Below are 20387 nucleotides of genomic sequence, written 5' to 3' on the forward strand. Positions count from 1 at the left end.
CACTCATGGTTGCGGAGGTCAAAGGTCGTATCTCAGGTTTAGGGGAGTTCGTTACAGCGTGCTTTCCTGTTGGCCTGACGGACAACTTTCGTCAAGTACATCAGCGAGAGGGACACCATCACGCAACAGGTTCTGAATTGTTGCCCAATTGGGATGCTGGTTAACCGGGACTCCCAATTGGAGAGAACGGATGAGATAACAAGCCACGTCCTTGGGTTCTCTTATGCCCAAGGCCAGTGTCGATAGAACGGAGCGCCGGAGGCTGTCGGTTTCCTTGACCGGACAGGCCAGTCCAGCGCACAGAAAAGCGCTGACTGTCGCATTGAAGTGCTCAATTGCGTCAAAAGGGTGCCATTCGTCTTTTGTCAAACTCAAAGCGCGGTTCTGGAAGTGATCTTTGGCAATGCCAGCGAAAGCATGTTCCGCCCAGTTGCCTTCCCAAGTGAAGTATCCCCATGCCGTCAGGGCGTTCAACGCCAAGCGCTCTGGAGGCAGCAGGGCGGGTAAGTGATGCATCACACGTGGGTCGAAATAGCGGAAGTAGATTCTTCGTTGCTCGACTTTCACAGCCAATTGGTTTTCCAAGAGGCAAGCTAGACGCACCAGGGGAAGTTCGCTCTGAATAAAACCACACACCGAGCGGATTTGGCGGCACGGATCAACCGCCTCTTCTTGCGCACGGACACTCAGCCTCTCAAGAACCTCAAGGTGTTTGAGCGGCACCCGTATTAACCAAGGCGCCTCCGGAGAGTTCTTGTCGAATATTGGGTGACGCAATTGCACTCTCGGTAATTCGTCGGCCGGTACATTGGAGAGGCACTCGGCCCATGTTTCGTCTGCGTAGGGATCAACCAACACATCGCATTGCTGCAACTGGCGGCAAAAGTTGTACAGCATGCCGTTATGTATCACATCAGTCATTTCAAAAATCGACGCCTGCTGCACCAGATTGTGTAGCTGACAGCAGCTTCAAAGCACACCCCTTCAAATCCCCCGCCTTCGGCAGACTCAAGCTACTCGAATCACTCTTCGGCCCTGTCCAGCTCTTGCTGCTGGCCTTGAATTCGACCTTGCCTGGGGCGTGGAGCTGGATGTTGCTGCCTTCGAGTTTGAGATAGGCGCCCTGGGCGGTGGCGAGGACGTGTTTGGGGGCGCCGACCATGAGGCTGGCGTGGGTGCTGGCGAAGGTGACTTTCTTGTCGGCGGCGGCCATCGTCTTGCCGCTCTGGCTTTGCAGGCTGACCTTGCCGCTGGCGGCGTGCAGGTGGGTGCCGGTTTCCTGGTTGGGCTTTTGGGGGTTGCCGGCCTTGCCGACGGTGAAGAGGGCGATGCCGTCCTTGACGGCGACGCTCTGGTTGCCCTGGGCGATCAGGTTGCTGTCCTGGCCGCTGGCGATCGAGAGGTTCTTGCCGGCAAACAGGAAGTGGTTGTTCGGCGTCAGTTGGGCGATGCCGGCCGGGGCGGCGTAGTGCAGTCGCGGTTCGCTCCAGGCCGGGACGGTGCCGTCGCCGCCGCGCGTGGTCTTGATCGGGCCGTCGGCGGCTTGGGCGGGGCCGCGGGTGTCGGTGGTTTCGAGGACTTCGATGCTGTGCTTGAGGGCGTCGAGGGCCGGGAGTTGCTCGGCGGCGGGGTCGCCTTTGAGGGCGGCATTCTGTTTGGCGGCGACGTCGGCCAGGCTGCGCGAGAGGCTCTGCGCGTTTTCCGTCTGGGCGATCGGTTCGCGGCTGTCGAGGTGGGTGCTGCTGGCGTTGTTCCTCACGTCGGCGCTGATCAGCAGGCCGCTGCCGGCGCGTAGCGCGGCGCTGGCCTGGGTGGCGAGGTCGGCGCCGTGGCCGCGGTGGTTGAGCCGGGCGTTGTCGTCCTGTTCGCGCAGGTGACCGAGTTGCAGGCGGCTCTGGTATTCGGTGGTGGATAGTTCGATGCGCGCCTGGCCCGGGGTGTCGTCGAAGACGAGCTGGTTGTAGCCGCCCTGCCCGTCGCGCGTGTTGGCCAGTTGCTGGGTCTTGAGCCCGGACAGGCTGGCGCCGTGGCTGTGCGGTTCGGCTTGTTCGCCGGCGAAGAAGGTCGGCGCGTTGGCGCTGGCATTCAGAGTGCTGCCGGCGATCCGGTTGCCCTGGGCGTCGCCCTGCCCCTGGCCGTTGTAGACGGTGCCGACGATGACCGGGCGGTCGATGTTGCCGTTCTGGAAGGCGACGACGACTTCCTGGCCGGGGCGCGGCGTCAGGTGGCCGCCCCAGTTGGCGCCGGCAACCGGGGTGGCGACGCGCAGCCAGACGCCGAGCGCGTCGCTGGCCGGGGCGTTGTCGGCGCCGGTCGGGTGGCTGTGCCGGCCGCCGGCCTGGCTGCCGCGTTGCCAGGGAAACTGGACGCGCACGCGCAGGTCGCGGTCGGTATGCGTGGGGTCGCCGGGGCCGACGACGACGGCGGTCAGCGTGCCGCGCCCGGTCGGCCGCGGGGCGATGTGGCGGCCGTGGGCGTCGGCGATCAGCGCCCGCCAGGGCTGGTCGGCGGCGACGGTTTCGAGGCGGTTGCGGTAGAGGTCGGCCGGCTTGGCGAAGTGTTCCGGCGTTTCGTCCGGCGCCGGGCCGAGCAGTTCGCTAAGTTGCGGTACCCGCTCGTTGAGGTTATTGCGGGCGCGGTGGCTGACGGCGGTGATCAGGTAGCGGCCGTCGCCGGCCGGATGATCAGCAAGCGTGAAGAAGCTGCCGGGCATGGCCGTGCGCACGCTGCCTTCGGCGCTCTGCCGGGCGAGCCGGGCGTCGAGCGCCTGGCGCAGGTTGCCGAGCATGCGTTCGCCGTCGGCCTGGCTCTGCCAGGCGTACTGGCCGGGGTCGTGCCAGGCGGCGGTGGCCGGCAGCGCGCCGGCGGCGCGCGCGCTCAAGGCGCTTTGCGGGCGACCGGCGAGGCTGCGGTAGTCCCAGCTCTGGCTCAGGCTTTCTGCGGTGTCGATGCGCTCGCGCGCCAGCCAGCGGTCCACGCTGTCTTCCGGCAAGGTGGCGCCGGGCTGGGTGTAGCGGATGCGCGGCTGGGCGTTGTCGGCGAAGACGCCGTTGTGGTCGGCGATGACCAGCGTGTGCTTGCCCAGCGTCTCGCCCTCTTCCTGGGCGTGTTCGAACCAGCAGAACAGGCCTTCTTCGATCAGCAGGCGTTTCAAGAAGGCGAGATCGCTTTCCTGGTACTGCACGGTCATCCCGCGCTTCGGGTAGACGGCCGCATCGGTCAGGTCCCAGCGCCAGGCCGGCACCAGCTTGCCGCGGCCGTGCCAGTCGCCGAGGAGTTCATCGACGATCTCGATGACGCTCTTGTCCTGGAACAGGTAGTTGTCGGTGTTGTGGTCGAGAAAGGCGAGCCAGGGTTCGATGCGCAGCCGGTAGCGGGCAAAGCCGCCGTTGGCGCCGAGCCGTTCGACGCCGCTGATGTGGCCATGGAAGGGCCGGTGTGCGGTGCGCGACAGCGCGGTCTGCAGTTCCAGCCGCGCCGGCTGCCCTTGCAGCCCGGTCAGCGACTGGTGGGCGTCGGCGGTGAGCACGGTGAGGTCGATGCGAAAGCCGGCGTGGCCGGCCACCGGACCGAGCGCTTCCTCGATGTGCGCCGTCTCCGCCAGCAGCGCGTCGGGGCCGGCCGGGGTGGTCAGCGTCAGCAGGCGGTCGGTTTGCCGCCAACCCGCCGCGCCGCCGATCAGGTCGAGGAGCCGATTCATGACGCCAGGCTGTACTTGAAGTTGCCGTTCTTCGCCGCGCTGACGCGGATACGGCCGATCGCCGTGCCTTCCGCCATGCGCGTCAGCACCGCTTCGGCGATCTCCGGCAGCAGCGTGCCGTTGAGGATGTGATCGACGTTGCGGGCGCCGGAATCGACTTCCGTGCAGCGCGCCAGCACTGCTTCGACCAGCTTGTCGTCCCAGCTGAACTCGGCCTTGTGGTTGGCGGCGATGCGTGCCTGGATGCGGCGCAGCTTGAGTTCGATGATCTGCAGCAGCACCTCGTCGGAAATCGGGTAGTACGGCACCACCTTCAGGCGACCGAGGAAGGCCGGCTTGAACGACTTGTAGAGCACCGGGCGTAGCGCTTCGGCCAGCGCGTCGGCAGCCGGCAGTTCCTCCGCCGGCTTGTTCAGGCAGGCCTGCATGATCTGGCTGGAGCCGACGTTGCTGGTCAGAATGATCAGCGTGTTGCGGAAATCGATCTCGCGCCCTTCGGCGTCGTCGAGCACGCCCTTGTCGAAGACCTGGAAGAAGAGCTCGAGCACGTCCGGGTGCGCCTTCTCGACTTCGTCGAGCAGCACGACGCTGTACGGATTGCGGCGCACCGCCTCGGTCAGCACCCCGCCCTCGCCGTAGCCGACGTAGCCCGGCGGCGAGCCCTTGAGGCCGGAGACGCTGTGCGCTTCCTGGTACTCGCTCATGTTGATGGTGACCAGCTTCCGCTCGCCGCCATACAGGATGTCGGCCAGCGCCAGCGCGGTTTCGGTCTTGCCGACGCCGGACGGCCCGACGAACAGGAAGACGCCCTTGGGCTTGTTCGGATCTTCCAGGTTCGCCCGCGCCGTGCGCACCCGCTGCACGATCGCCGCCAGCGCATGGTCCTGGCCGATCACCCGCTCCTGCAGCAGGGGCTGCAGATTGAGCACGGTCTTGATCTCGTCCTTGACCATCTTGCCGAGCGGAATGCCGGTCCAGGCGGCGACGATTTCGGCCACGACATGGCCGTCGACCTGCAGCGGCACCATTGGCGTTTCGCCCTGCATTTCGCGCAGGCGGGCCATCGCCTGGTCGAGTTCGGCATTGCCGGAGGTTGGCGTGCCGGCTTTCTTGCTGCGGCGCGCGGGTTTCTTGACCTTTTCCGCGTCGGCCGTGGGCGACGGCTCGCCGGCTTCGAGCGCGGCACGCAGTTCGAGAATGCGGGCGACGAGCGCCTTTTCTTCGTCGAAGCGGGCGCGGTGGATGGCCAGATCGCTTTCCAGCGCGGCAATCTGCGCCTTCAGTTCGCCAATCCGCGTGTCGTGCCAGGCACCGCTGGCGGCTTCGCGTTCGAGCGCGGCGAGTTCGGCGCGCTCGCGCAGCAGGCGCTTCTCGGTTTCGTCGATCAGCGCCGGGTTAGCGCTCTGGCCGAGGGCAACCTTGGCGCAGGCGGTGTCGAGAACGCCGATCGCCTTGTCCGGCAGTTGCCGGCCGCTGATGTAGCGGTGCGACAGGCGGACGGCTTCGGTAACTGCTTCGTCCATGACGCGGATGCCGAAGTGCTTTTCCATCAACGGCACCATGCCGCGCAGCATGGCGGCGGCGAGCGGCTCGGACGGTTCTTCGACCTTGACCACCTGGAAGCGGCGGGCAAGCGCCGCGTCCTTCTCGAAGTACTTCTTGTATTCGGCCCAGGTGGTGGCCGCCACCGTGCGCAGTTCGCCGCGCGCCAGCGCCGGCTTGAGCAGGTTGGCGGCGTCGTTCTGGCCGGACTGGCCGCCGGCGCCGATCATGGTGTGGGCTTCGTCGATGAACAGGATGATCGGCTTCGGGCTTTTCTTGACCTCGTCGATGACGTTCTTCAGGCGGTTCTCGAACTCGCCCTTGACGCTGGCGCCGGCCTGCAGCAGGCCCATGTCGAGGCTGTGCAGTTCGACCTCGGCAAGCGGCGGCGGCACGTCGCCGGCGGCAATGCGCAGGGCCAGGCCCTCGACCACGGCGGTCTTGCCGACGCCGGCTTCGCCGGTGAGGATCGGGTTGTTCTGGCGGCGGCGCATCAGGATGTCGATGGCCTGGCGGATTTCGGCGTCGCGGCCGATCACCGGGTCGACCTTGCCGTCGCGCGCGCGCTGCGTCAGGTTGGTGGTGAACTGGTCGAGCGCCGGCGTCTTGCCGGCCTGCGGCGCGCTGCCCTGCAGCGGGTCGCCGCCCTCCTCCTCGGCCGGTTTGCCGGACAAGCCAGTCACTTCGGCGGCTTCGGCGGAACCTTCGGTGATTTCGTCGAACTTGTGCTTGAGTTCGTCGAGCCGGACCTTGGCCAACAGGTGGGCGCCGCGCGTCGCCAGTTGGGCGAGTTCCGGCTCGGTGAGCAGCGCCAGCAGCAGGTGTCCAGAGCGGATGCGCGGCAGGCGGGTGTCGAGCGAGGCGATCAGCCATGCCTGCTCAAACAGCTTGATGATGTGCGTGGAGAACACCGGCGTGCGCGTGTTGCCGTTACGGAAACGGCCGACTTCGTCGTGCAGCTCGCGCTCCAGGCCGCTCGGGCTGATCTTGCAGCGGCGCAGGATCGTCGTCAGGTCGCTGTCCTGCTGTTCGAGCAGGGCCAGCAGCAGGTGCTCGAAATCGACTTCGTAATTGCCGCGCGCCATGCACAGGCCGGCGGCGCGTTCAGTGGCCTGGCGGCAGGTGGTGTTGAGTTTGCTGATCAGGGTTTTCAGGGAGGTGCTCATCGGTGCTTCTTTCGCTGGGAATCGCTAATGAATGGTCTGGGTCAGGTAGCGGCAATCGCTGCGGTCGCGGGTTTCGGGGCGGCTGATCAGGAAGCTGTCGTAGCCGAGGCGGCCGCCGCTCAGGGAGACCGGCCTGACGTCCGGGGCGCGCAGGATGGGACGGATTTCGTATTCGAACTGGCCGCCGGTGGCCAGCTCGAGCAGCTTTTCCAGGGCATGGGCGAGTTCGCCGCGCGGCATGAAGCCCATGTACTGTTCGTGCGCCATCGGCCCGACGTGGATGCGGATGCGCAGATTGCGCTGCCAGACCCGTTCGCCAACCAGGGAATCGACACCCAGCGCGCAGTTCTGGCCGCCCAACGTGGTCCATTGCGCCCGTGGCACCACGTACCAGCGGCCGACGAACTGCTCGACACGAACCGGGGTCCGGAAATAGGCACTGAGCACCCGCGCCATCGCCTCGCCGGATACCGGCCGCTGCCGCAGCAAAGTGGCGAAATAGGCGATCGACTCGTCCTCGATGGCGCCCGGCGCATCGTTCAGACGCTCGCGCAGGGCATCGAAGCCGATGCCGCCAAGCGCCAGGATCAGCGGCAGGAAGCGGTTGCGGCGATTGGTCTCGTACTGGATCGGCAGACGGTATTTTTTCCAGGCGCGGTAGAAATGACCGACGGCGCGGTTGGTGAACAGGTCGAGGAAAGCCCGCCCCGAGGTATCGCGCTTGAAACGTTCGTGGTCGATGACCTGCTCGGTGTAATGAACGGGCAAGGTGCCATTGACGCCGAGCATGCCCATGAAGCTGGGCGTGATCTCGACCTGCGCCAGTTCGCCGGTGGCGTTGCCGTCTTCGTCGAGGCGCTCATGACTCTGCATCGCGTCGACCTGGCTGGGGGCAAAGCCGAGACGCAGCGAGTTGCGGAAACGGATGCGCTCGCTGACGGCATCACCGCCTTGCCGGGCGAAGACGTTCTCGTACAGGCGCACGAGCTGGAAGAACTCGAAGCGCTCCGGCGCCTCGCGGGTCTGCTCGATCAGCCCAGGATCGATTCGCCGTTGCGGGGTGCGCATCGGATCAACTCCTCTCCGGTTCGTTTGGAAACGACGACCAGCTGAATGAAGCTGTTGAGGCTGACGTAAAGCCCGAAAAAGCGGTCGACACAGCGGGTGAAGACGTCGAGACCGCTGCCGGCGAAACTCGATTCGTCGATGGTCAGGCGGATTTCCAGGCCACGGATGAAGCAGGCGAAAGGTTTGCCCGGCATCCAGACGGTACGCTGCAGGTGTTCGACGCCGAGCACGCCTTCGATCTGCCGCCGGGTACCGGCCGTGCGTGGCAGGTCGTAGAGCGCCAGCATTTCCTGCAGGGCTTTCAGCCCGTTGCCGGTCAGCGACAACTGGTTGAGCGACAGATGCGAAATGATCCGCCACTGCCCGTCACGCCGGTGATCGAAGCGGTGCGGCGCGGTCGGCTTGCGCAGCAGACGGATCGAGCGCACGCCGGAACCGCCTTCGAGAAAAAGGTCGCCGGAAGGCAGGCCGACCGACATCATGGTCGGCAGATCGCGGTTGGTGCAGGTCAGTTGCAGGCTGAGCACATCGGTCTTTGGCTGCACCGGATCGAAATCGGCGTCGACGATGGCAAGCGAGGTTTCGTAGCCGGGGCTGCTTTCGGCAACGATCGGGTCGCGCTGGGCATACCAGTAATAGCCGTTCTGTTCCGGCGTTTCGCCGTGACGCAGGGCGAAGAAGGGTCGGAACTCGGTGATCGATTCACCCTGCGGCGTTTGCCTGACGCGGCGTACCGAGTCGATGGCATAGACTTCGTAGGCGTAGGCGCGGCGCCCGTCGGCGACAACCGGGTAGGACGACAGGCGATGGCTGACGCGGATCGGGTCGCCGCGTTGCGGAAACAGATTGACCACCGGCACGCAACCCAGGCGCAGGTTCTTCGTGGTCAGCGTCTGCATCAGGCGCGAAGCATCGCTATCCGCCCGCAGATTGCCGAAGACGATGTGCAGGCGGACCTTGCGCTCGCCGCGCAGGCGTGACGGCAATTTACCGAGATCGAGTTCGAAGAAATTGAACTTCTCGGGAAAGCAGAAATATTCGGTGAGATAACGATAGGCGTCGTGCGCGGTATCGGGCATCTCGATCAGCGCCTCGTCGGCCGCGAAACCGACTTCGCCGATCATTCCCCGATCGACGGCATGCCAGCGCTCGTCATCGCCGGCCGCGTACACCTTCAGCGTACGCAGGAACAGCGCATCGCGCAGCGCCGAGGCGACCGACGGCTCGGCATCGATGTAAAAGCGCAGCTTGCCGATGCGCTGAAAACCTTCGTCGGCGTTGTGTCCGCGCACGCCCAGCGAGAAGGAAAAAAGTGCGTTGCTGCCGACCGGCAGGCGGATGTCGCTCGGTGCGCTGGCGATCGGATTGAAGACGAGCTGGTCGAGATCGACCGCCGCCAGCTTGAGCGCCCAGGCCGTGCGGAACCTGCAGACCGCGCCGCGGATCGGCCGCGAATGCAGTTCGGTATGGCGGGGAATGATCGTCGTCGTGTCGGTATTGCCGCCATCGTCGAAATGGGCGATCGAACAGCTCGGGAAGGGGCGCAGGTAATGCGGATAGAGGACGTTGAGCAGGGCCTCGGTGAACTGCGGATAGCTGTCTTCGAGCTTTTTCGAGACGCGCGCCGTCAGCAACGCGAAGGATTCGATCATCCGCTCGACGTGGGGATCGTCGCAGCCCTCGCCGGACAGCAGCAATTGTGCCGCCAGCTTCGGGTAACGCTCGGCGAACTGCCGGGAATGCTGGCGGAGAAAAGCGAGTTCTCGTTCGTAGTAGGGAAGCAGGTCTTCCAATTACATTCCTGGGCGAGGTTTCTGGCGGTGCACCGAATATTGAAGGCTGGTCGGCTGCAGCAGCGCATCGAAGGCGACCGGCTCCTGGGCAGGTTTCACCTGCAGTACGGCGGTGATCGAAAAATACAAGGCGTTGATCGTCTTGCGATGCAGTTCAAGGGTCACCCTGACATCCCGCAGACGCGGTTCGTGCGCGGAAATCGCCTGTTCGATGGCGCTGCAGATGCGCTTCCGGTCATATACGCTGGCCAGACTCAGTCCGGCAAAATCCCCCATGCCAAACGCCGCGACCGAACGACTGGCAAGCGGAAAATCGCTGCCTTGTGCTTCGTCGATCAGGGTTCGGGTATTGAGCAGCGATTCCAGATCGCGAGCGACGGTGTCCTTCAATTGCTCGATCGACAGCCGCCGCCTGACGGCGGCGACCGGCCGGTCGTCGAACAATTTGTCGAACAGGGAAGGCTCGAAACCTTTGTTCATAAAAAAGGCGGAAACGAGTTCCGCCATTTCGTGCACGAATCGGAGATCAGGTCAGGCTCGGCGTGTTGGTGGCCAGGTTCCAGGCACCTTGGATGTTGACCTTGCCGGACTTGTTGCCATCGATGTTCAGCTCGTCGTAGGTCCACTTGATCGCCGAATACTTGAGCGAGAAGGTCTCGGACGGGATGTCCTCGCTGTCGACCGACGGCGAAACGGACGCAATGATCACGTTCTTCAGTTCGATCTTCAGGTATTGGTGGCGGTTCTGCGTGCCCGACGGGGTGCCGGTCGTGTTCTTGCCGCCGAAGGCGCGGTAGAAGTAGATCACCACGTCATTGACGACGAGGCCGGAGGAGCAGGCCTGGTACAGCTTCGGGCTGGAACCGTCGATGTCCTTGGTGAAGAACATTTCGCCATGCTCGACGCGCTCGGCGGTATGGCCGCCAGAACCCGAGGCGGTCGCCGACTTCGGCTGACGCATCGTGTGGCTCCAGGTCGAAACTTCAACCTGATCCTTGTGCTTGGCATCGCGGGAATCGCCCTTGATGTCGCTACCCTTGAACTCAACGTATATATCCTTCATTTCCTACTTTCTCCTTGGTTAAAAACAAAGACAGATCAGGCTTTGCCGGACTGCGGCAACTCTGCGACCAAACGCAATGAAACTGAAAGCTCATCCAGCTGGAAATGCGGCCGGATGAACGCTACTGCCCGATAGACGCCGGGACGGCCTGCCACTTCGGCCACCTCGATCGACGCTTCGCGCAACGGGAATTGCGCCTTGGTTTCCTGGGAGGCGGAATCGTCCGCCGTCACGTACTGGTCCACCCAGCGTTGCAGATAGTTCTGCACGTTCGCCGCCGAGGCAAAGCTGCCGATCTTGTCGCGCATCATCGATTTCATGTAATGCGCAATGCGCGACACCGCGAACATGTACTGCAACTGCGCCGACAGCGAGGCATTGGCATTGGCGGAATCGGTGTCGTATTTCCTGGGCCGCTGTGCCGATTGCGCACCGAAGAAGGCTGCGTAATCGGTATTCTTGCAATGCACCAGCGGAATGAAGCCGAGATCGCTCAATTCCTTTTCCCGCCGATCGGTGATCGAAACTTCGGTCGGGCACTTGAGCGCGACCTCGCCATCATCCGTCCGGAAGGTATGTGTCGGCAGATCCTCGACCAGACCGCCTCCTTCGACGCCACGAATGGCGGCACACCAGCCGTAGTTTTCAAAAGCCGAGGTGAGTCTTGCGGCAAAGGCAAAGGCGGCGTTGCACCAGAGGTACTTGTCGTGATTCGTCCCGTTAACTTCTTCGACGAAGTTGAAGCCCTCGGTCACTTCACCGTCGATCGGATTGAATGGCAAGCGCCCGAGGAAGCGCGGCAGCGCCAGCCCGACATAGCGAGAATCCTCGGACTCCCGGAACGACTTCCATTTGGCGTATTCGACGGTATCGAAGACCTTGGACATATCGCGCGGCTTGCTCAGTTCAGTGAAACTGTCGAGCCCGAAAAGCTGCGGCGACGCCGCCGCGACGAAGGGCGCGTGAGCTGCCGCCGCGATATGCGACATCTGCTCGATGAAGTACATATCCTCGGCCTGGCGGTTCAGTTCGTATTGACCGATCAGGGCGCCGAAAGGAGCGCCACCGAAGGTGCCGAACTCCTCTTCGTAAACTTTCTTGAACAGCGCGCTCTGGTCGAAGTCGATCGCTGTCTTGAAATCCTTGACCAGTTCACGCTTGCCGACATTGAGGAGCTTGATCTTCATCATCTCCCCGGTCGACGTCTGCTTGCACAGGTAATGCAGGCCAGTCCAGGCACTTTCCAGCGCCTGGAACTCCGGCGCATGCATGACCTCGCTGAGTTGCTCGGAAATCAGCCGGTCCAGTTCGGCAACCCGGGCATCGAGCGACGCCGCCAGGTTTTCCGACACCACCACTTCGCCCTGCAAGACCTGACGAACCAGCTCACTGATGATATCGCGAGCCCGGTGGCGTTCCTGGTCGGATTGGGCAACGCGGCTTTCGGCGATGATTTGATCGAGGATTCCCGCCTGCGCCTGGGCAACCGGTTGGGCAACTGCCTGCTGCATGCTCATTTTTCACCCCCGTCGCTGTCCAGTTCGTGCAGTTGCTCGGTGTTGCTCAGCACGTCGCTGAGCAGGTCCTCGAGTTTCTCGTTGCCGGCCAGTTTGTTACGCAGGTCGGCCAGCTTGGAGCGGGCTTCCTGCAACTTGCGCAGGGGCTCGACCTGCTGCACCACGGCTTCCGGACGAAAGTCCTCGAACTTCTGGAATTCGAGATTGACGCCGATTTCTCCGCCCTCGGGGGAAAGCCGGTTCTTGACGCGATACGTGGCACGCGGCGCCATGCCGGTCATGACATCGTCGAAGTTGTCGAGGTCGATATTGACGAACTTGCGGTCGCGAACCCGCCCCTGCGGGGCCTTGCTCTGGGCTGCGAAATCACCCAGTACGCCGACGACGAAGGGGATTTCCTTGACCTCGACGGCATCGCCGATTTCGACATCGTAAGTGAGTTGTACACGCGGTGGCCTGACCTTTTGCAGACGCTTCTGGACGCTTTCTTTCTTTGCCACAAATATCTCCCGATGGATCGAAAAATGCCTCGGCTTACCGGTCCGTGGCGACCGGTGCCCCCTACCCTCTACTTCAGATTTCCGAAAGGATTGCCCGTTGCGGTCGCCGTGGCTTCCCTGGTCGGCTGCGGCGGTTCGGCCCGAACGCTCCTGGGGCGCGAGGCAAGCGCTGCCTCTCTTTTCGCCCTGGCTTCGCGGCGCTTCCTGGCTTCCAGCTCGGCGGGGGGAACCAGCACGTCTTCGCCCAGAATGTCGCGCATGGTCATCGCCAGGCCGGTAGCATCGGCACGGGCATTGCCCTTGAGTTCGGCATCGTTACGCAGATCGGCCAGCGACTGGGCGGCAACCCGCAGGCCGGATACCGCACGGATACTCTTGGCGGTACGGTCACTGTTGTCGATCTTCAGGGCTTCATCGGCGGCGACGATGGCTTCAGCGTAATCGGTCGCGTCAAAATGAATCTTGGCGATCCTGATCCACGGCTCCTTGCGCCCCGGATTGGCCGTCGCCAATCCGCTGACGATGCGCACGGCATCATCCTTGTTGCCGCTCTCGAGCGATTCGGAAATCCGAATCTCGGTCTGCATCATCAACTCGGAAAACTGCTCATCCGAGGAAGCGGGTGATGTTGTCGCACACCCGCTGAAAATGGCTGTGGCACAAAGGGTTACTGAAAGAAAGAGCCTTGCGGGGCTGGTCATGGTTGCTCCATGTTGAAATACCGGCTTGTAATTGTCATGCCACATAATGCCGATGGGTTTGCCTGAAACAGGGAGGCATAGTACATTAACGATCCCGGAAAAATCAACACGTTTGCATATATGCCATTGTTGTTTTTTGACATCAAATATAAAAAGCATCGCTCCAAGATATCGGCTGCTGGCATTCTGCTTGCGGTTACGCTGCTATCCATGACCCTGACCGGTTGCGCCACCTCCGGCGTGCAGGCTGCCGGCGCCGCGATTGGTGCGGTCCTCGAAGCCGGCGGACTGATCAAGCGCGACAACCGCCCCCGCGACATCTCCGTAAAACTGGTGGCCGACAAGACACTGAACCAGACCAGTGAGGGCATTCCAATGTCGCTGGTAACCAAGATCTACGTCCTTCGCTCCCCCGAGCGACTGAGAAGCCTGAGTTACGCTGAACTATCGGAAAGCACATCGGAAGCCGCGCTTTTCGGCGACGAGCTGATATCGACTCGCGAGGTCATACTCATTCCAGGCAGATCTTATGACCTTAGTCTTAAAATCCCCGGGGACGCCAAAACCCTCGCCATCGTCGGCATGTATCGCTCGCCGTCCCCCAACCGCTGGCGAATTGCGCTTGATGCCCAGGAATCGGTTTCCGAAGGCATCATCGCCACGGCGCATGCTTGCGCCCTGAGCTTGAGCGAAGGAATTCTCGTCAATGACATCAGCGCCGAATCGGTTCGCTCGTTGTCCGATGTGCGCTGTCATGGTTGACCGGAAGGAAATGGAATGAATGGAGCTCAACTGCTCTGGGGCGAAGGGCTGTTCCTTCGCCCCCAGCATTTTCAGTTGCAGGACCTGCACTGGAATGCCACGGCAAGACAGGTACTGCTAACTGCAAACCCCTACGCCTGGGGTGTCCGGGAACTGGAGGTCGATCGCGACGCGTTGAAGAACGGCGTTCTGCGCTTCAACCGCGTGGATGTCCTGTTCGCCAACGGCGACTCGCTGATCGCCCCGGAAATCGACCAGCTTCCGCCACCGCTGGCGCTAGCCGATGCCGTGACCGAAGACGGAAGCATCGAGTTTTTCCTGGCGCTGCATCACCTCAACCCCCATGGTGGAAATGCCGCCGAAAGCCAGGAAACCGCAACCCAGGCTCGCTACCTGTCCCTACCGCTGGAGGCAGCAGATCTATTCACCGATGCCGCGGAAGCCGAGGTAACGACACTGAGCAAGATCTGCCGCGTAAAGTCGGCCAACGAACCACGGGACCAGTACCTGACTTTGCCTGCCGCCCGAATCAAGCGCACAGCCAGTAACGGATTCGAAATCGATCCATCCTTTCTGCCGCCGTCGCTCAGTCTGCGCAGCGCGCCTAGCCTGCTGCACATGCTGCGCCGGCAGATCGACGCCCTGCTGGCAAAGGTCGACGCGTTGTACGGTTTTCACCGCGAACCGTCGCGCCACGTGATCGAATTCCGCTCCGGTGACATCGCCTCGTTCTGGCTGTTGCACACGGCGAGCAGTGCCTGCGCGGCACTGACGCATCTTTTCCGCAATACCGAAACCGCACCGGAGCGGTTGTTCCAGGAGTTGCTGCGTCTCGCTGGCGGTTTGATGACGTTTTCCAAGACTCACACCCTCAACGACCTGCCAACCTACGATCATGCGCAGCCCGGCCCAGGCTTCTGGCGCCTCGACGCGATCGTCCGCGAGTTGCTCGACACCGTCATTTCGACGCGCTATTTCGCGATCGCCCTGAATCAGCCCAAGCCGGCCTTCTATGCCGGGCATCTCGATTCGGAACGGATCAACAGCGATACGGCCTTCTACATTTCCGTATCCGCCGCCCATCCGCAATCGGAAATCATTGAAACGGCGCCGCTACGGCTCAAGGTCGGCGCGCCGGACGATGTCGAAAAACTGGTCCTCTCCGCCATGTCCGGGGTTCGCCTGAGCCATGCCGCGCAAGTACCGGCTCCCATTCCGGTGCGTCCCGGTGCCTGTTATTTCGCGCTGGATGCCCATGGCGCCCTGTATGAACGAATGCTCAAAGCCCAGTCGGTGATGATCTACGCACCGGAAAGCTACCGAGAACTGAATCTCGAACTGATTGCCGTCACGCCATGAATCCAGCCCCCAGCCTGCTCTCGTTTCCACCCACCAGCGTCCCGCAAGCGGAATTTCCGCAACAGGAAAGCCAGGGAAAAAACCTGGTCAACCTCCTCTACGATGGCTTCTATTTGCTGATCCTGCTTCACGGTCGCAGCGTACCGACCGATGCGAACGCGTTTTCGGCCAGTATCCGGCAATTTCTCGAAGACTTCGAACGAACGGCGCGCAAGCGGAACTTCAGCGCCGACGACGTTTTCGACGCCAAGTACGCACTGTGCGCGGCGGTCGATGAGGCGGTACTGACCTCGAAGATGAACATCCGCGACACTTGGGAGCGCCGTCCGCTGCAGCTCGAATTGTTCGGTGATCAACTGGCCGGCGAGCACTTTTTCGACCGCCTGGAAATCGCTCGCAACAACGGAGCTTCACGGATCCAGGCGCTTGAAGTCTTTCACATGTGCCTGCTGACTGGATTCAAGGGCCGCTACCTGCTCGAGGGACCGGAAAAACTGAAGTACCTGGTGGCCCAGCTCGGCGAGCAAATCGCCCACATCAAGGGCCGGGCTGCGTCCTTCGCCCCGCATTGGGCAGCGCCCGACAGCATCAGCAACACGATCAAGCGCGATGTGCCGCTCTGGGTGATCAACTCGGTACTGGCACTCTTCGGACTCGTTGCCTACGTCGGCATGGCCTGGCACGCCGGCAAGCAGGTCGAAGAAAAACTGGCGCCATTCCAGAACATCGTCCAGCTGGCACCAAGAGCGCCAACCCTGACCATCACCCTGCCCTGAGCGACTAGCGGCTTATCGAGCCTTGCGCGCCGCCGCGAGCAAGGTTGCGATTTCGCTGTTGCCGGTGCGTTGTGCGATATCCAGGGCGCTATCCCCGCGATCGGTGCGCCGCTCGGCATCGGCGCCACCAGCCAGCAAGGCCCTCACAATCGCCAGGTGACCGTTGCGGGCGGCCGCCATCAAGGCGGTCATGCCGCCCTCGCTGGTGACGTTGATGTCCGCCCCTTTTTCCAACAGGTGAGCCACGATTTCCTGATGACCGCCGAATGCCGCATAAACCAGTGGCGGCCATCCCGGAACCGTTTGCGAAGCCCCTGCCGCAACCAGAATCTCGACAATTTTGCGCTGCCCGCGCAAGGCCGCCATGGCCAGCGCGGTATCACCCGCAGCATTGCGCGCATTCAATTTGGCGCGGTAATCGATCAGCAGCTTGACCAACTCCTCGTGCCCGTCCCGCGCCGCCAGCATCAGCAGGGTATTGCCTTCGCCATCGGTCGTATCCACCGAGGCACCCCGCGCCAGCAGCGGTCGGATCGTCGCCGCGTCGCCCATTTGCGCGCCATGCACAAGGTCGTCATAGGTGCCCGCCGTGACGCAGAAAGGCGCAGCGGCAAGCATCAGGGTCAGCAGGTGTTTTTTCATGAATCCCATCGCTCAGGAAGGTCCGGTTTGAACAGCCGGATGAAGTTCTCGGTGCTGGCGTCGGCGACCGCCTCGGGCGAGAGATCGCGCAAGCGGGCGATTTCCTCGGCCACGTAACGAACGTAGGCGGGCTGGTTTGGTTTGCCTCGGTAAGGCACAGGCGCCAGATATGGTGCGTCGGTTTCGACCAGTAAGCGATCCAGCGGACAGCGGCTGGCGACCTCTTTGACAACGGTCGCATTCTTGAAGGTGACAATACCCGAAAAGGAGAGGTGGAAGCCGATGTCCAGCGCCTGACTGGCGATTTCCCAGTTTTCGGTGAAGCAGTGCATGACGCCGCCGACCGCTTCCGCGCCTTCCTCGCGCAAGAGTCGTATGGTGTCTTCGGCCGACTCCCGGGTATGCACGACCAGCGGCTTGCCGCAGGCCCGCGCCGCCTGGATATGGGTGCGGAAACGTTGCCGCTGCCATTCCGGACGATCCTTGTGCCAGTAGTAGTCGAGACCGGTCTCGCCGATCGCCAGTACCTTGCGATGCTGCGCCAGGGCGACCAGCGCGCCGACATCGGGTTCCTGGCAATCGGTATATTCGGGGTGTACGCCGACCGAGGCATAAAGGTTGTCGGCCCGCTCCGCGATGGCCAGCACCGCGGGTAAGTCTTCGAGATTGACGCCGATCGTCATCGCCGCGCCAACCCCGGCTTCGCGCATTGCGGCCAGCACCGCCGGCAAGCGTTCGTTCAGCCCCGGAAAATCCAGGTGGCAGTGGGAATCGACCAGCATCGGTCGGCTACAGGGTATGCGTCGGCCGGGCCGATTGCAGGACGCCGCCGAGCAGGCCTTCGATCTTGCGACGCGCTTCCTGGCCGCTTTCGTCGTCGTTGAAATGGACACCGATGCCCTGTGCCCTGCCGTTCTGGGCGCCGGCCGGTGTCACCCAGATCACCGAGCCGGCGATCGGCAGCTTGGTCGGATCGTCCATCAACGAAAGAAGCATGAAGACTTCGTCACCCAGCGCATAGACGCGCGTCGTCGGAATGAAGATGCCGCCATTGCGCAGATGCGGCATGAACGCGGCATAAAGGGCGGATTTCGAGTTGATGTTCAGCGACAGGACGCTGGGGCGTTGTGGTACGGGTTTGACTTCGCTCATCCTAGATCAACGGCTAAACATGGCTCGATAGTCCAAAAAAACACTTTCCAGAAACAATCGTGCATTGAGAGGCTGTTCTGCCTCGCGGCGACGCTGGTTCATGTCCCGGTACTGATGGATCAGACGCACAGGCGGAATCATAGCAGCGAGCGCCGTTATTTGGGGCTGCTGCGCCAGAAAATATCTGATTGGCAAGCCGTTTCCGGCCAGCGTCAGATCGATCGTCCATTTCTGAAAGGCCTCGACGATTTGCTTGAGTTGCAACCCGCCCTTGCTGTCCTTGATCGCCTTGTCGAGTTCGGCTGCACAAGCCAGCGCATCGGCCTTGCCGCCGGCAGCAAGATTCGTCGTCAGCCGGTCGAGCCAGGCGACCTGCCCGGATTCGGCCAGTTCCAGGGCCAGCCGCGGCGAACCGCCGCTGATCGCCAGCCAGCGTTCGGCGTCGCGCAGGCCGGCGGCACCGAGAATGCGTGTCGCGGTTTCGCGTGACGGCGTGACGAAAGGAATCGACTGACAACGGCTGCGGATCGTCGGAAGAAGACGAGATGGATCACTTGAAACCAATAAAAACAAGGTATTTGGTGGCGGTTCTTCAAGTGTTTTCAAGATCGAGTTCGCGGCGTTCCGATTCATCGCCTCTGCCGGATTGACCAAGACAATGCTCAGACCACCACGGTGGCTGCCAACGCCGAGAAACTCGTCGAGCTCGCGTACCTGATCGATGGTGATCTGCTGGCTCGGCTTCTTCTTGCCCTCCTCGGCCGGCGCTTCCTCGCTCAGCGCATCGGGCTGCAACAGGCGGAAGTCGGGATGGTTGCCCTGGGTGAACCAGTTGCACGCCAGGCAGGCACCGCACGCCCGACCATCCGCCGAACCCGTCTCACACAACAGCGAGGCGACGAATTCGCGGGCCAGGGCGTACTTGCCGAGGCCTTTCTGGCCGATCATCAACAAGGCATGGGGCAATCTATCGCGCCGCGCCATAAGGCTGGCCCAGACTTCTTTATGGAGTTCAAAAACGTTTATCAACATAGCGTTGAAACGATTTCTTCAAGCTTTTCTCGAATATTTTCCAGCGTATTGTCGGCCTGGATCACGCGCATCCGGCCGGCATGGGCGTGCGCCCGGTCGAGGTAGGCCTGGCGCACCCGTTCGTGGAAATCCGCCCGCTCCTGCTCGAACTTGTCGAGCACCCGGTTGGCCAGGACGATGCGCTCGCGCGCAACCTCCAGCGGCAGGTCGAAGAGTAGCGTCAGGTCGGGCTGCAGGTGCTCATGGACCCAGTGTTCCAGGACCTGGAACTTGCTCTTGTCGAGCCCGCGACCGCCGCCCTGATAGGCCCAGGTGGCGTCGCTGAAGCGGTCGCAGATCACCCATTCGCCGCGTGCCAGCGCCGGTTCGATACGACTGGCCAGATGTTCGCGGCGAGCGGCGAACATCAGCAGAGTTTCCGTCTCCAGGTGCATGGCCTCGCTGAGCAGCAATTCCCGCAAGCGCTCGCCGAGCGGAGTGCCACCGGGCTCGCGCGTCACCTGGACGACGTGCCCCTGGCGACGCAGGTACTCGGCCAGCCACTCGACGTGACTGCTCTTGCCGGCACCGTCGATGCCTTCGAAAGTGATGAACTTGCCCCTCATTTGCCGCCTCGCTGATAACGGTTGACCGCCCGGTTGTGCTCGTCGAGCGTCCGCGAAAAATGGCTGCTGCCGTCACCGCGCGCGACGAAATACAAGGCATCGCTGGCCGCCGGCTGGAACGCGGCTCGCAGCGAGGCCGGGCCAGGCATCGCGATCGGCGTCGGCGGCAGGCCGGCGCGGGTGTAGGTATTGTACGGGGTGTCGGTCTGCAGATGGCTCTTGCGCAGGTTGCCGTCGAAATTCTCGCCCAGGCCGTAGATCACCGTCGGATCGGTCTGCAGGCGCATACCCTGGCGCAGGCGGTTGATGAAGACGGCAGCGACATGGGGGCGGTCTTCCGGGCGTCCGGTTTCCTTTTCGATGATCGAGGCCATGACCAGCGCCTCGTCCGGCGAACGGTAAGGCAGGCCGGCGGGGCGTCCGGCCCAGGCTGCGCCGAGCTGCTTCTGCATCGCCGCGGCGGCCCGGGCGATCACCTCGAGGTCGCTGGATTCCTTGTCGAACAGATAGGTGTCCGGCAACAGCCGGCCTTCGAGCTGCCGCCAGGGCAGGCCGAGACGTTCGCCGATCTCGGCCTCACTGAGCGCGCTACTGTCATGGCGCAACGCTGGATGGGCGTCAAGCCGCGCCCGGAACTGGCGTAAGGTCCAGCCTTCGACCAGGGTAACGCTGGCCTGGCTGACCCGGCCCTCGACCAGCTTGACGAGGAGGGAGTAAGGCGTCTCGCCGCTCTCGGTGGCATAGCTGCCGGCCTTGATCGCATTGACCTTGCCCTGCCAGCGGGCCAGCAGTTTGAATAGATCGGCCTGCAGCGGGATGCCGGCCGCGTTGATCTGCTGAATCGTTCCGTGCAGGCTGCTGCCCGGCGCCACGCGGAATTCGACGACTTCTCCGGGCAAATTCAGCGGCCGGTTCGCCCACCAGACGAAGGCGGCGGCGAGCGCAGCGGCGGCGAGCAGGAACAGGGCGACAAGGCGAAACACGAAACGCATGGGAACTCGCGGGCGGA

Annotated in this window: 19 protein-coding genes; 3 read left to right on the forward strand and 16 right to left on the reverse strand. The window is 62.9% G+C overall.

Annotated elements, in window-relative coordinates:
• Positions 1 to 51 precede the first annotated feature (51 nt).
• The 10 genes from AC0KWY_RS03670 to AC0KWY_RS03715 all read right to left on the reverse strand — a co-directional run bounded on the left by AC0KWY_RS03670 (position 52) and on the right by AC0KWY_RS03715 (position 13050).
• Positions 52 to 921 (reverse strand): DUF4123 domain-containing protein, encoded by an 870-nt coding sequence (locus AC0KWY_RS03670; RefSeq protein WP_474028297.1) that lies wholly within the window; start codon positions 919 to 921, stop codon positions 52 to 54.
• A gap of 1 nt (position 922) precedes the next feature.
• Positions 923 to 3700: a type VI secretion system Vgr family protein gene (locus tag AC0KWY_RS03675; RefSeq protein WP_474028298.1), complete on the reverse strand. Its 2778-nt coding sequence runs from the start codon at positions 3698 to 3700 to the stop codon at positions 923 to 925.
• Positions 3697 to 6408 carry a type VI secretion system ATPase TssH gene (gene tssH, locus AC0KWY_RS03680; protein WP_474028299.1) on the reverse strand — a complete coding sequence of 904 codons (2712 nt, stop codon included), beginning with the start codon at positions 6406 to 6408 and terminating at the stop codon, positions 3697 to 3699. Before tssH ends, AC0KWY_RS03675 begins: the two co-directional genes overlap by 4 nt.
• 24 nt (positions 6409 to 6432) lie before the next feature.
• The gene (tssG, locus tag AC0KWY_RS03685; protein ID WP_474028300.1) at positions 6433 to 7476 is read right to left on the reverse strand and encodes a type VI secretion system baseplate subunit TssG; all 1044 of its coding nucleotides are present in this window, start codon (positions 7474 to 7476) and stop codon (positions 6433 to 6435) included.
• Entirely contained in the window at positions 7440 to 9269 is a 1830-nt protein-coding gene (gene tssF / locus AC0KWY_RS03690) for a type VI secretion system baseplate subunit TssF (RefSeq protein WP_474028301.1), read from the reverse strand. The genes tssG and tssF overlap by 37 nt, the downstream gene beginning before the upstream one ends.
• Positions 9270 to 9776: a type VI secretion system baseplate subunit TssE gene (gene tssE / locus AC0KWY_RS03695; protein WP_474028302.1), complete on the reverse strand. Its 507-nt coding sequence runs from the start codon at positions 9774 to 9776 to the stop codon at positions 9270 to 9272.
• Positions 9777 to 9795: 19 nt separating this feature from the next.
• Entirely contained in the window at positions 9796 to 10332 is a 537-nt protein-coding gene (locus AC0KWY_RS03700) for an Hcp family type VI secretion system effector (RefSeq protein WP_474028303.1), read from the reverse strand.
• Between the two features lie 35 nt (positions 10333 to 10367).
• Complete coding sequence (tssC, locus tag AC0KWY_RS03705) at positions 10368 to 11849, reverse strand: type VI secretion system contractile sheath large subunit (RefSeq protein ID WP_474028304.1); 1482 nt, start codon at positions 11847 to 11849, stop codon at positions 10368 to 10370.
• Positions 11846 to 12349, reverse strand: coding sequence for a type VI secretion system contractile sheath small subunit (gene tssB, locus AC0KWY_RS03710; RefSeq protein WP_474028305.1), 504 nt, complete (start codon positions 12347 to 12349; stop codon positions 11846 to 11848). Before tssB ends, tssC begins: the two co-directional genes overlap by 4 nt.
• A gap of 68 nt (positions 12350 to 12417) precedes the next feature.
• Entirely contained in the window at positions 12418 to 13050 is a 633-nt protein-coding gene (locus AC0KWY_RS03715) for a tetratricopeptide repeat protein (protein WP_474028306.1), read from the reverse strand.
• Between the two features lie 126 nt (positions 13051 to 13176).
• Here AC0KWY_RS03715 and tssJ point away from each other — a divergent pair, with 126 nt between their 5' ends.
• The 3 genes from tssJ to icmH all read left to right on the forward strand — a co-directional run bounded on the left by tssJ (position 13177) and on the right by icmH (position 15947).
• Entirely contained in the window at positions 13177 to 13812 is a 636-nt protein-coding gene (gene tssJ, locus AC0KWY_RS03720; RefSeq protein ID WP_474028307.1) for a type VI secretion system lipoprotein TssJ, read from the forward strand.
• Between the two features lie 75 nt (positions 13813 to 13887).
• On the forward strand, positions 13888 to 15171 hold the full coding sequence (gene tssK, locus AC0KWY_RS03725) for a type VI secretion system baseplate subunit TssK (RefSeq protein WP_474028308.1): 1284 nt from the start codon (positions 13888 to 13890) through the stop codon (positions 15169 to 15171).
• The gene (icmH, locus tag AC0KWY_RS03730; protein ID WP_474028309.1) at positions 15168 to 15947 is read left to right on the forward strand and encodes a type IVB secretion system protein IcmH/DotU; all 780 of its coding nucleotides are present in this window, start codon (positions 15168 to 15170) and stop codon (positions 15945 to 15947) included. Before tssK ends, icmH begins: the two co-directional genes overlap by 4 nt.
• Before the next feature lie 12 nt (positions 15948 to 15959).
• On the opposite strand, the gene AC0KWY_RS03735 is transcribed toward icmH, so the two are convergent.
• The 6 genes from AC0KWY_RS03735 to mltG are packed head-to-tail and all read right to left on the reverse strand — an operon-like array spanning position 15960 to position 20370.
• On the reverse strand, positions 15960 to 16589 hold the full coding sequence (locus tag AC0KWY_RS03735) for an ankyrin repeat domain-containing protein (RefSeq protein WP_474028310.1): 630 nt from the start codon (positions 16587 to 16589) through the stop codon (positions 15960 to 15962).
• Complete coding sequence (locus AC0KWY_RS03740; protein WP_474028311.1) at positions 16586 to 17371, reverse strand: TatD family hydrolase; 786 nt, start codon at positions 17369 to 17371, stop codon at positions 16586 to 16588. Before AC0KWY_RS03740 ends, AC0KWY_RS03735 begins: the two co-directional genes overlap by 4 nt.
• Before the next feature lie 7 nt (positions 17372 to 17378).
• Positions 17379 to 17741, reverse strand: coding sequence for a PilZ domain-containing protein (locus AC0KWY_RS03745; protein WP_374328503.1), 363 nt, complete (start codon positions 17739 to 17741; stop codon positions 17379 to 17381).
• A 6-nt stretch (positions 17742 to 17747) separates the two neighbouring features.
• Positions 17748 to 18773: a DNA polymerase III subunit delta' gene (holB, locus tag AC0KWY_RS03750; RefSeq protein WP_474028312.1), complete on the reverse strand. Its 1026-nt coding sequence runs from the start codon at positions 18771 to 18773 to the stop codon at positions 17748 to 17750.
• Positions 18767 to 19378 (reverse strand): dTMP kinase, encoded by a 612-nt coding sequence (gene tmk, locus AC0KWY_RS03755; protein ID WP_474028313.1) that lies wholly within the window; start codon positions 19376 to 19378, stop codon positions 18767 to 18769. The genes holB and tmk overlap by 7 nt, the downstream gene beginning before the upstream one ends.
• Positions 19375 to 20370 carry an endolytic transglycosylase MltG gene (mltG, locus tag AC0KWY_RS03760; protein ID WP_474028314.1) on the reverse strand — a complete coding sequence of 332 codons (996 nt, stop codon included), beginning with the start codon at positions 20368 to 20370 and terminating at the stop codon, positions 19375 to 19377. The genes tmk and mltG overlap by 4 nt, the downstream gene beginning before the upstream one ends.
• Positions 20371 to 20387 lie beyond the last annotated feature (17 nt).

Source organism: Azonexus sp. MM2026_4, assembly GCF_055901855.1.

Bases quoted from the DNA above. Each gene is read 5' to 3' on its own strand.
- AC0KWY_RS03670 (WP_474028297.1), bottom strand. From the start codon at position 921: ATGACTGATGTGATACATAACGGCATGCTGTACAACTTTTGCCGCCAG.
- tssE (WP_474028302.1), bottom strand. From the start codon at position 9,776: ATGGCGGAACTCGTTTCCGCCTTTTTTATGAACAAAGGTTTCGAGCCT.
- AC0KWY_RS03745 (WP_374328503.1), bottom strand. From the start codon at position 17,741: ATGAGCGAAGTCAAACCCGTACCACAACGCCCCAGCGTCCTGTCGCTG.
- tssG (WP_474028300.1), bottom strand. From the start codon at position 7,476: ATGCGCACCCCGCAACGGCGAATCGATCCTGGGCTGATCGAGCAGACC.
- tssH (WP_474028299.1), bottom strand. From the start codon at position 6,408: ATGAGCACCTCCCTGAAAACCCTGATCAGCAAACTCAACACCACCTGC.
- AC0KWY_RS03675 (WP_474028298.1), bottom strand. From the start codon at position 3,700: ATGAATCGGCTCCTCGACCTGATCGGCGGCGCGGCGGGTTGGCGGCAA.
- AC0KWY_RS03700 (WP_474028303.1), bottom strand. From the start codon at position 10,332: ATGAAGGATATATACGTTGAGTTCAAGGGTAGCGACATCAAGGGCGAT.
- icmH (WP_474028309.1), top strand. From the start codon at position 15,168: ATGAATCCAGCCCCCAGCCTGCTCTCGTTTCCACCCACCAGCGTCCCG.
- AC0KWY_RS03735 (WP_474028310.1), bottom strand. From the start codon at position 16,589: ATGAAAAAACACCTGCTGACCCTGATGCTTGCCGCTGCGCCTTTCTGC.
- AC0KWY_RS03715 (WP_474028306.1), bottom strand. From the start codon at position 13,050: ATGACCAGCCCCGCAAGGCTCTTTCTTTCAGTAACCCTTTGTGCCACA.
- tmk (WP_474028313.1), bottom strand. From the start codon at position 19,378: ATGAGGGGCAAGTTCATCACTTTCGAAGGCATCGACGGTGCCGGCAAG.
- AC0KWY_RS03740 (WP_474028311.1), bottom strand. From the start codon at position 17,371: ATGCTGGTCGATTCCCACTGCCACCTGGATTTTCCGGGGCTGAACGAA.
- mltG (WP_474028314.1), bottom strand. From the start codon at position 20,370: ATGCGTTTCGTGTTTCGCCTTGTCGCCCTGTTCCTGCTCGCCGCCGCT.
- holB (WP_474028312.1), bottom strand. From the start codon at position 18,773: ATGTTGATAAACGTTTTTGAACTCCATAAAGAAGTCTGGGCCAGCCTT.
- tssC (WP_474028304.1), bottom strand. From the start codon at position 11,849: ATGAGCATGCAGCAGGCAGTTGCCCAACCGGTTGCCCAGGCGCAGGCG.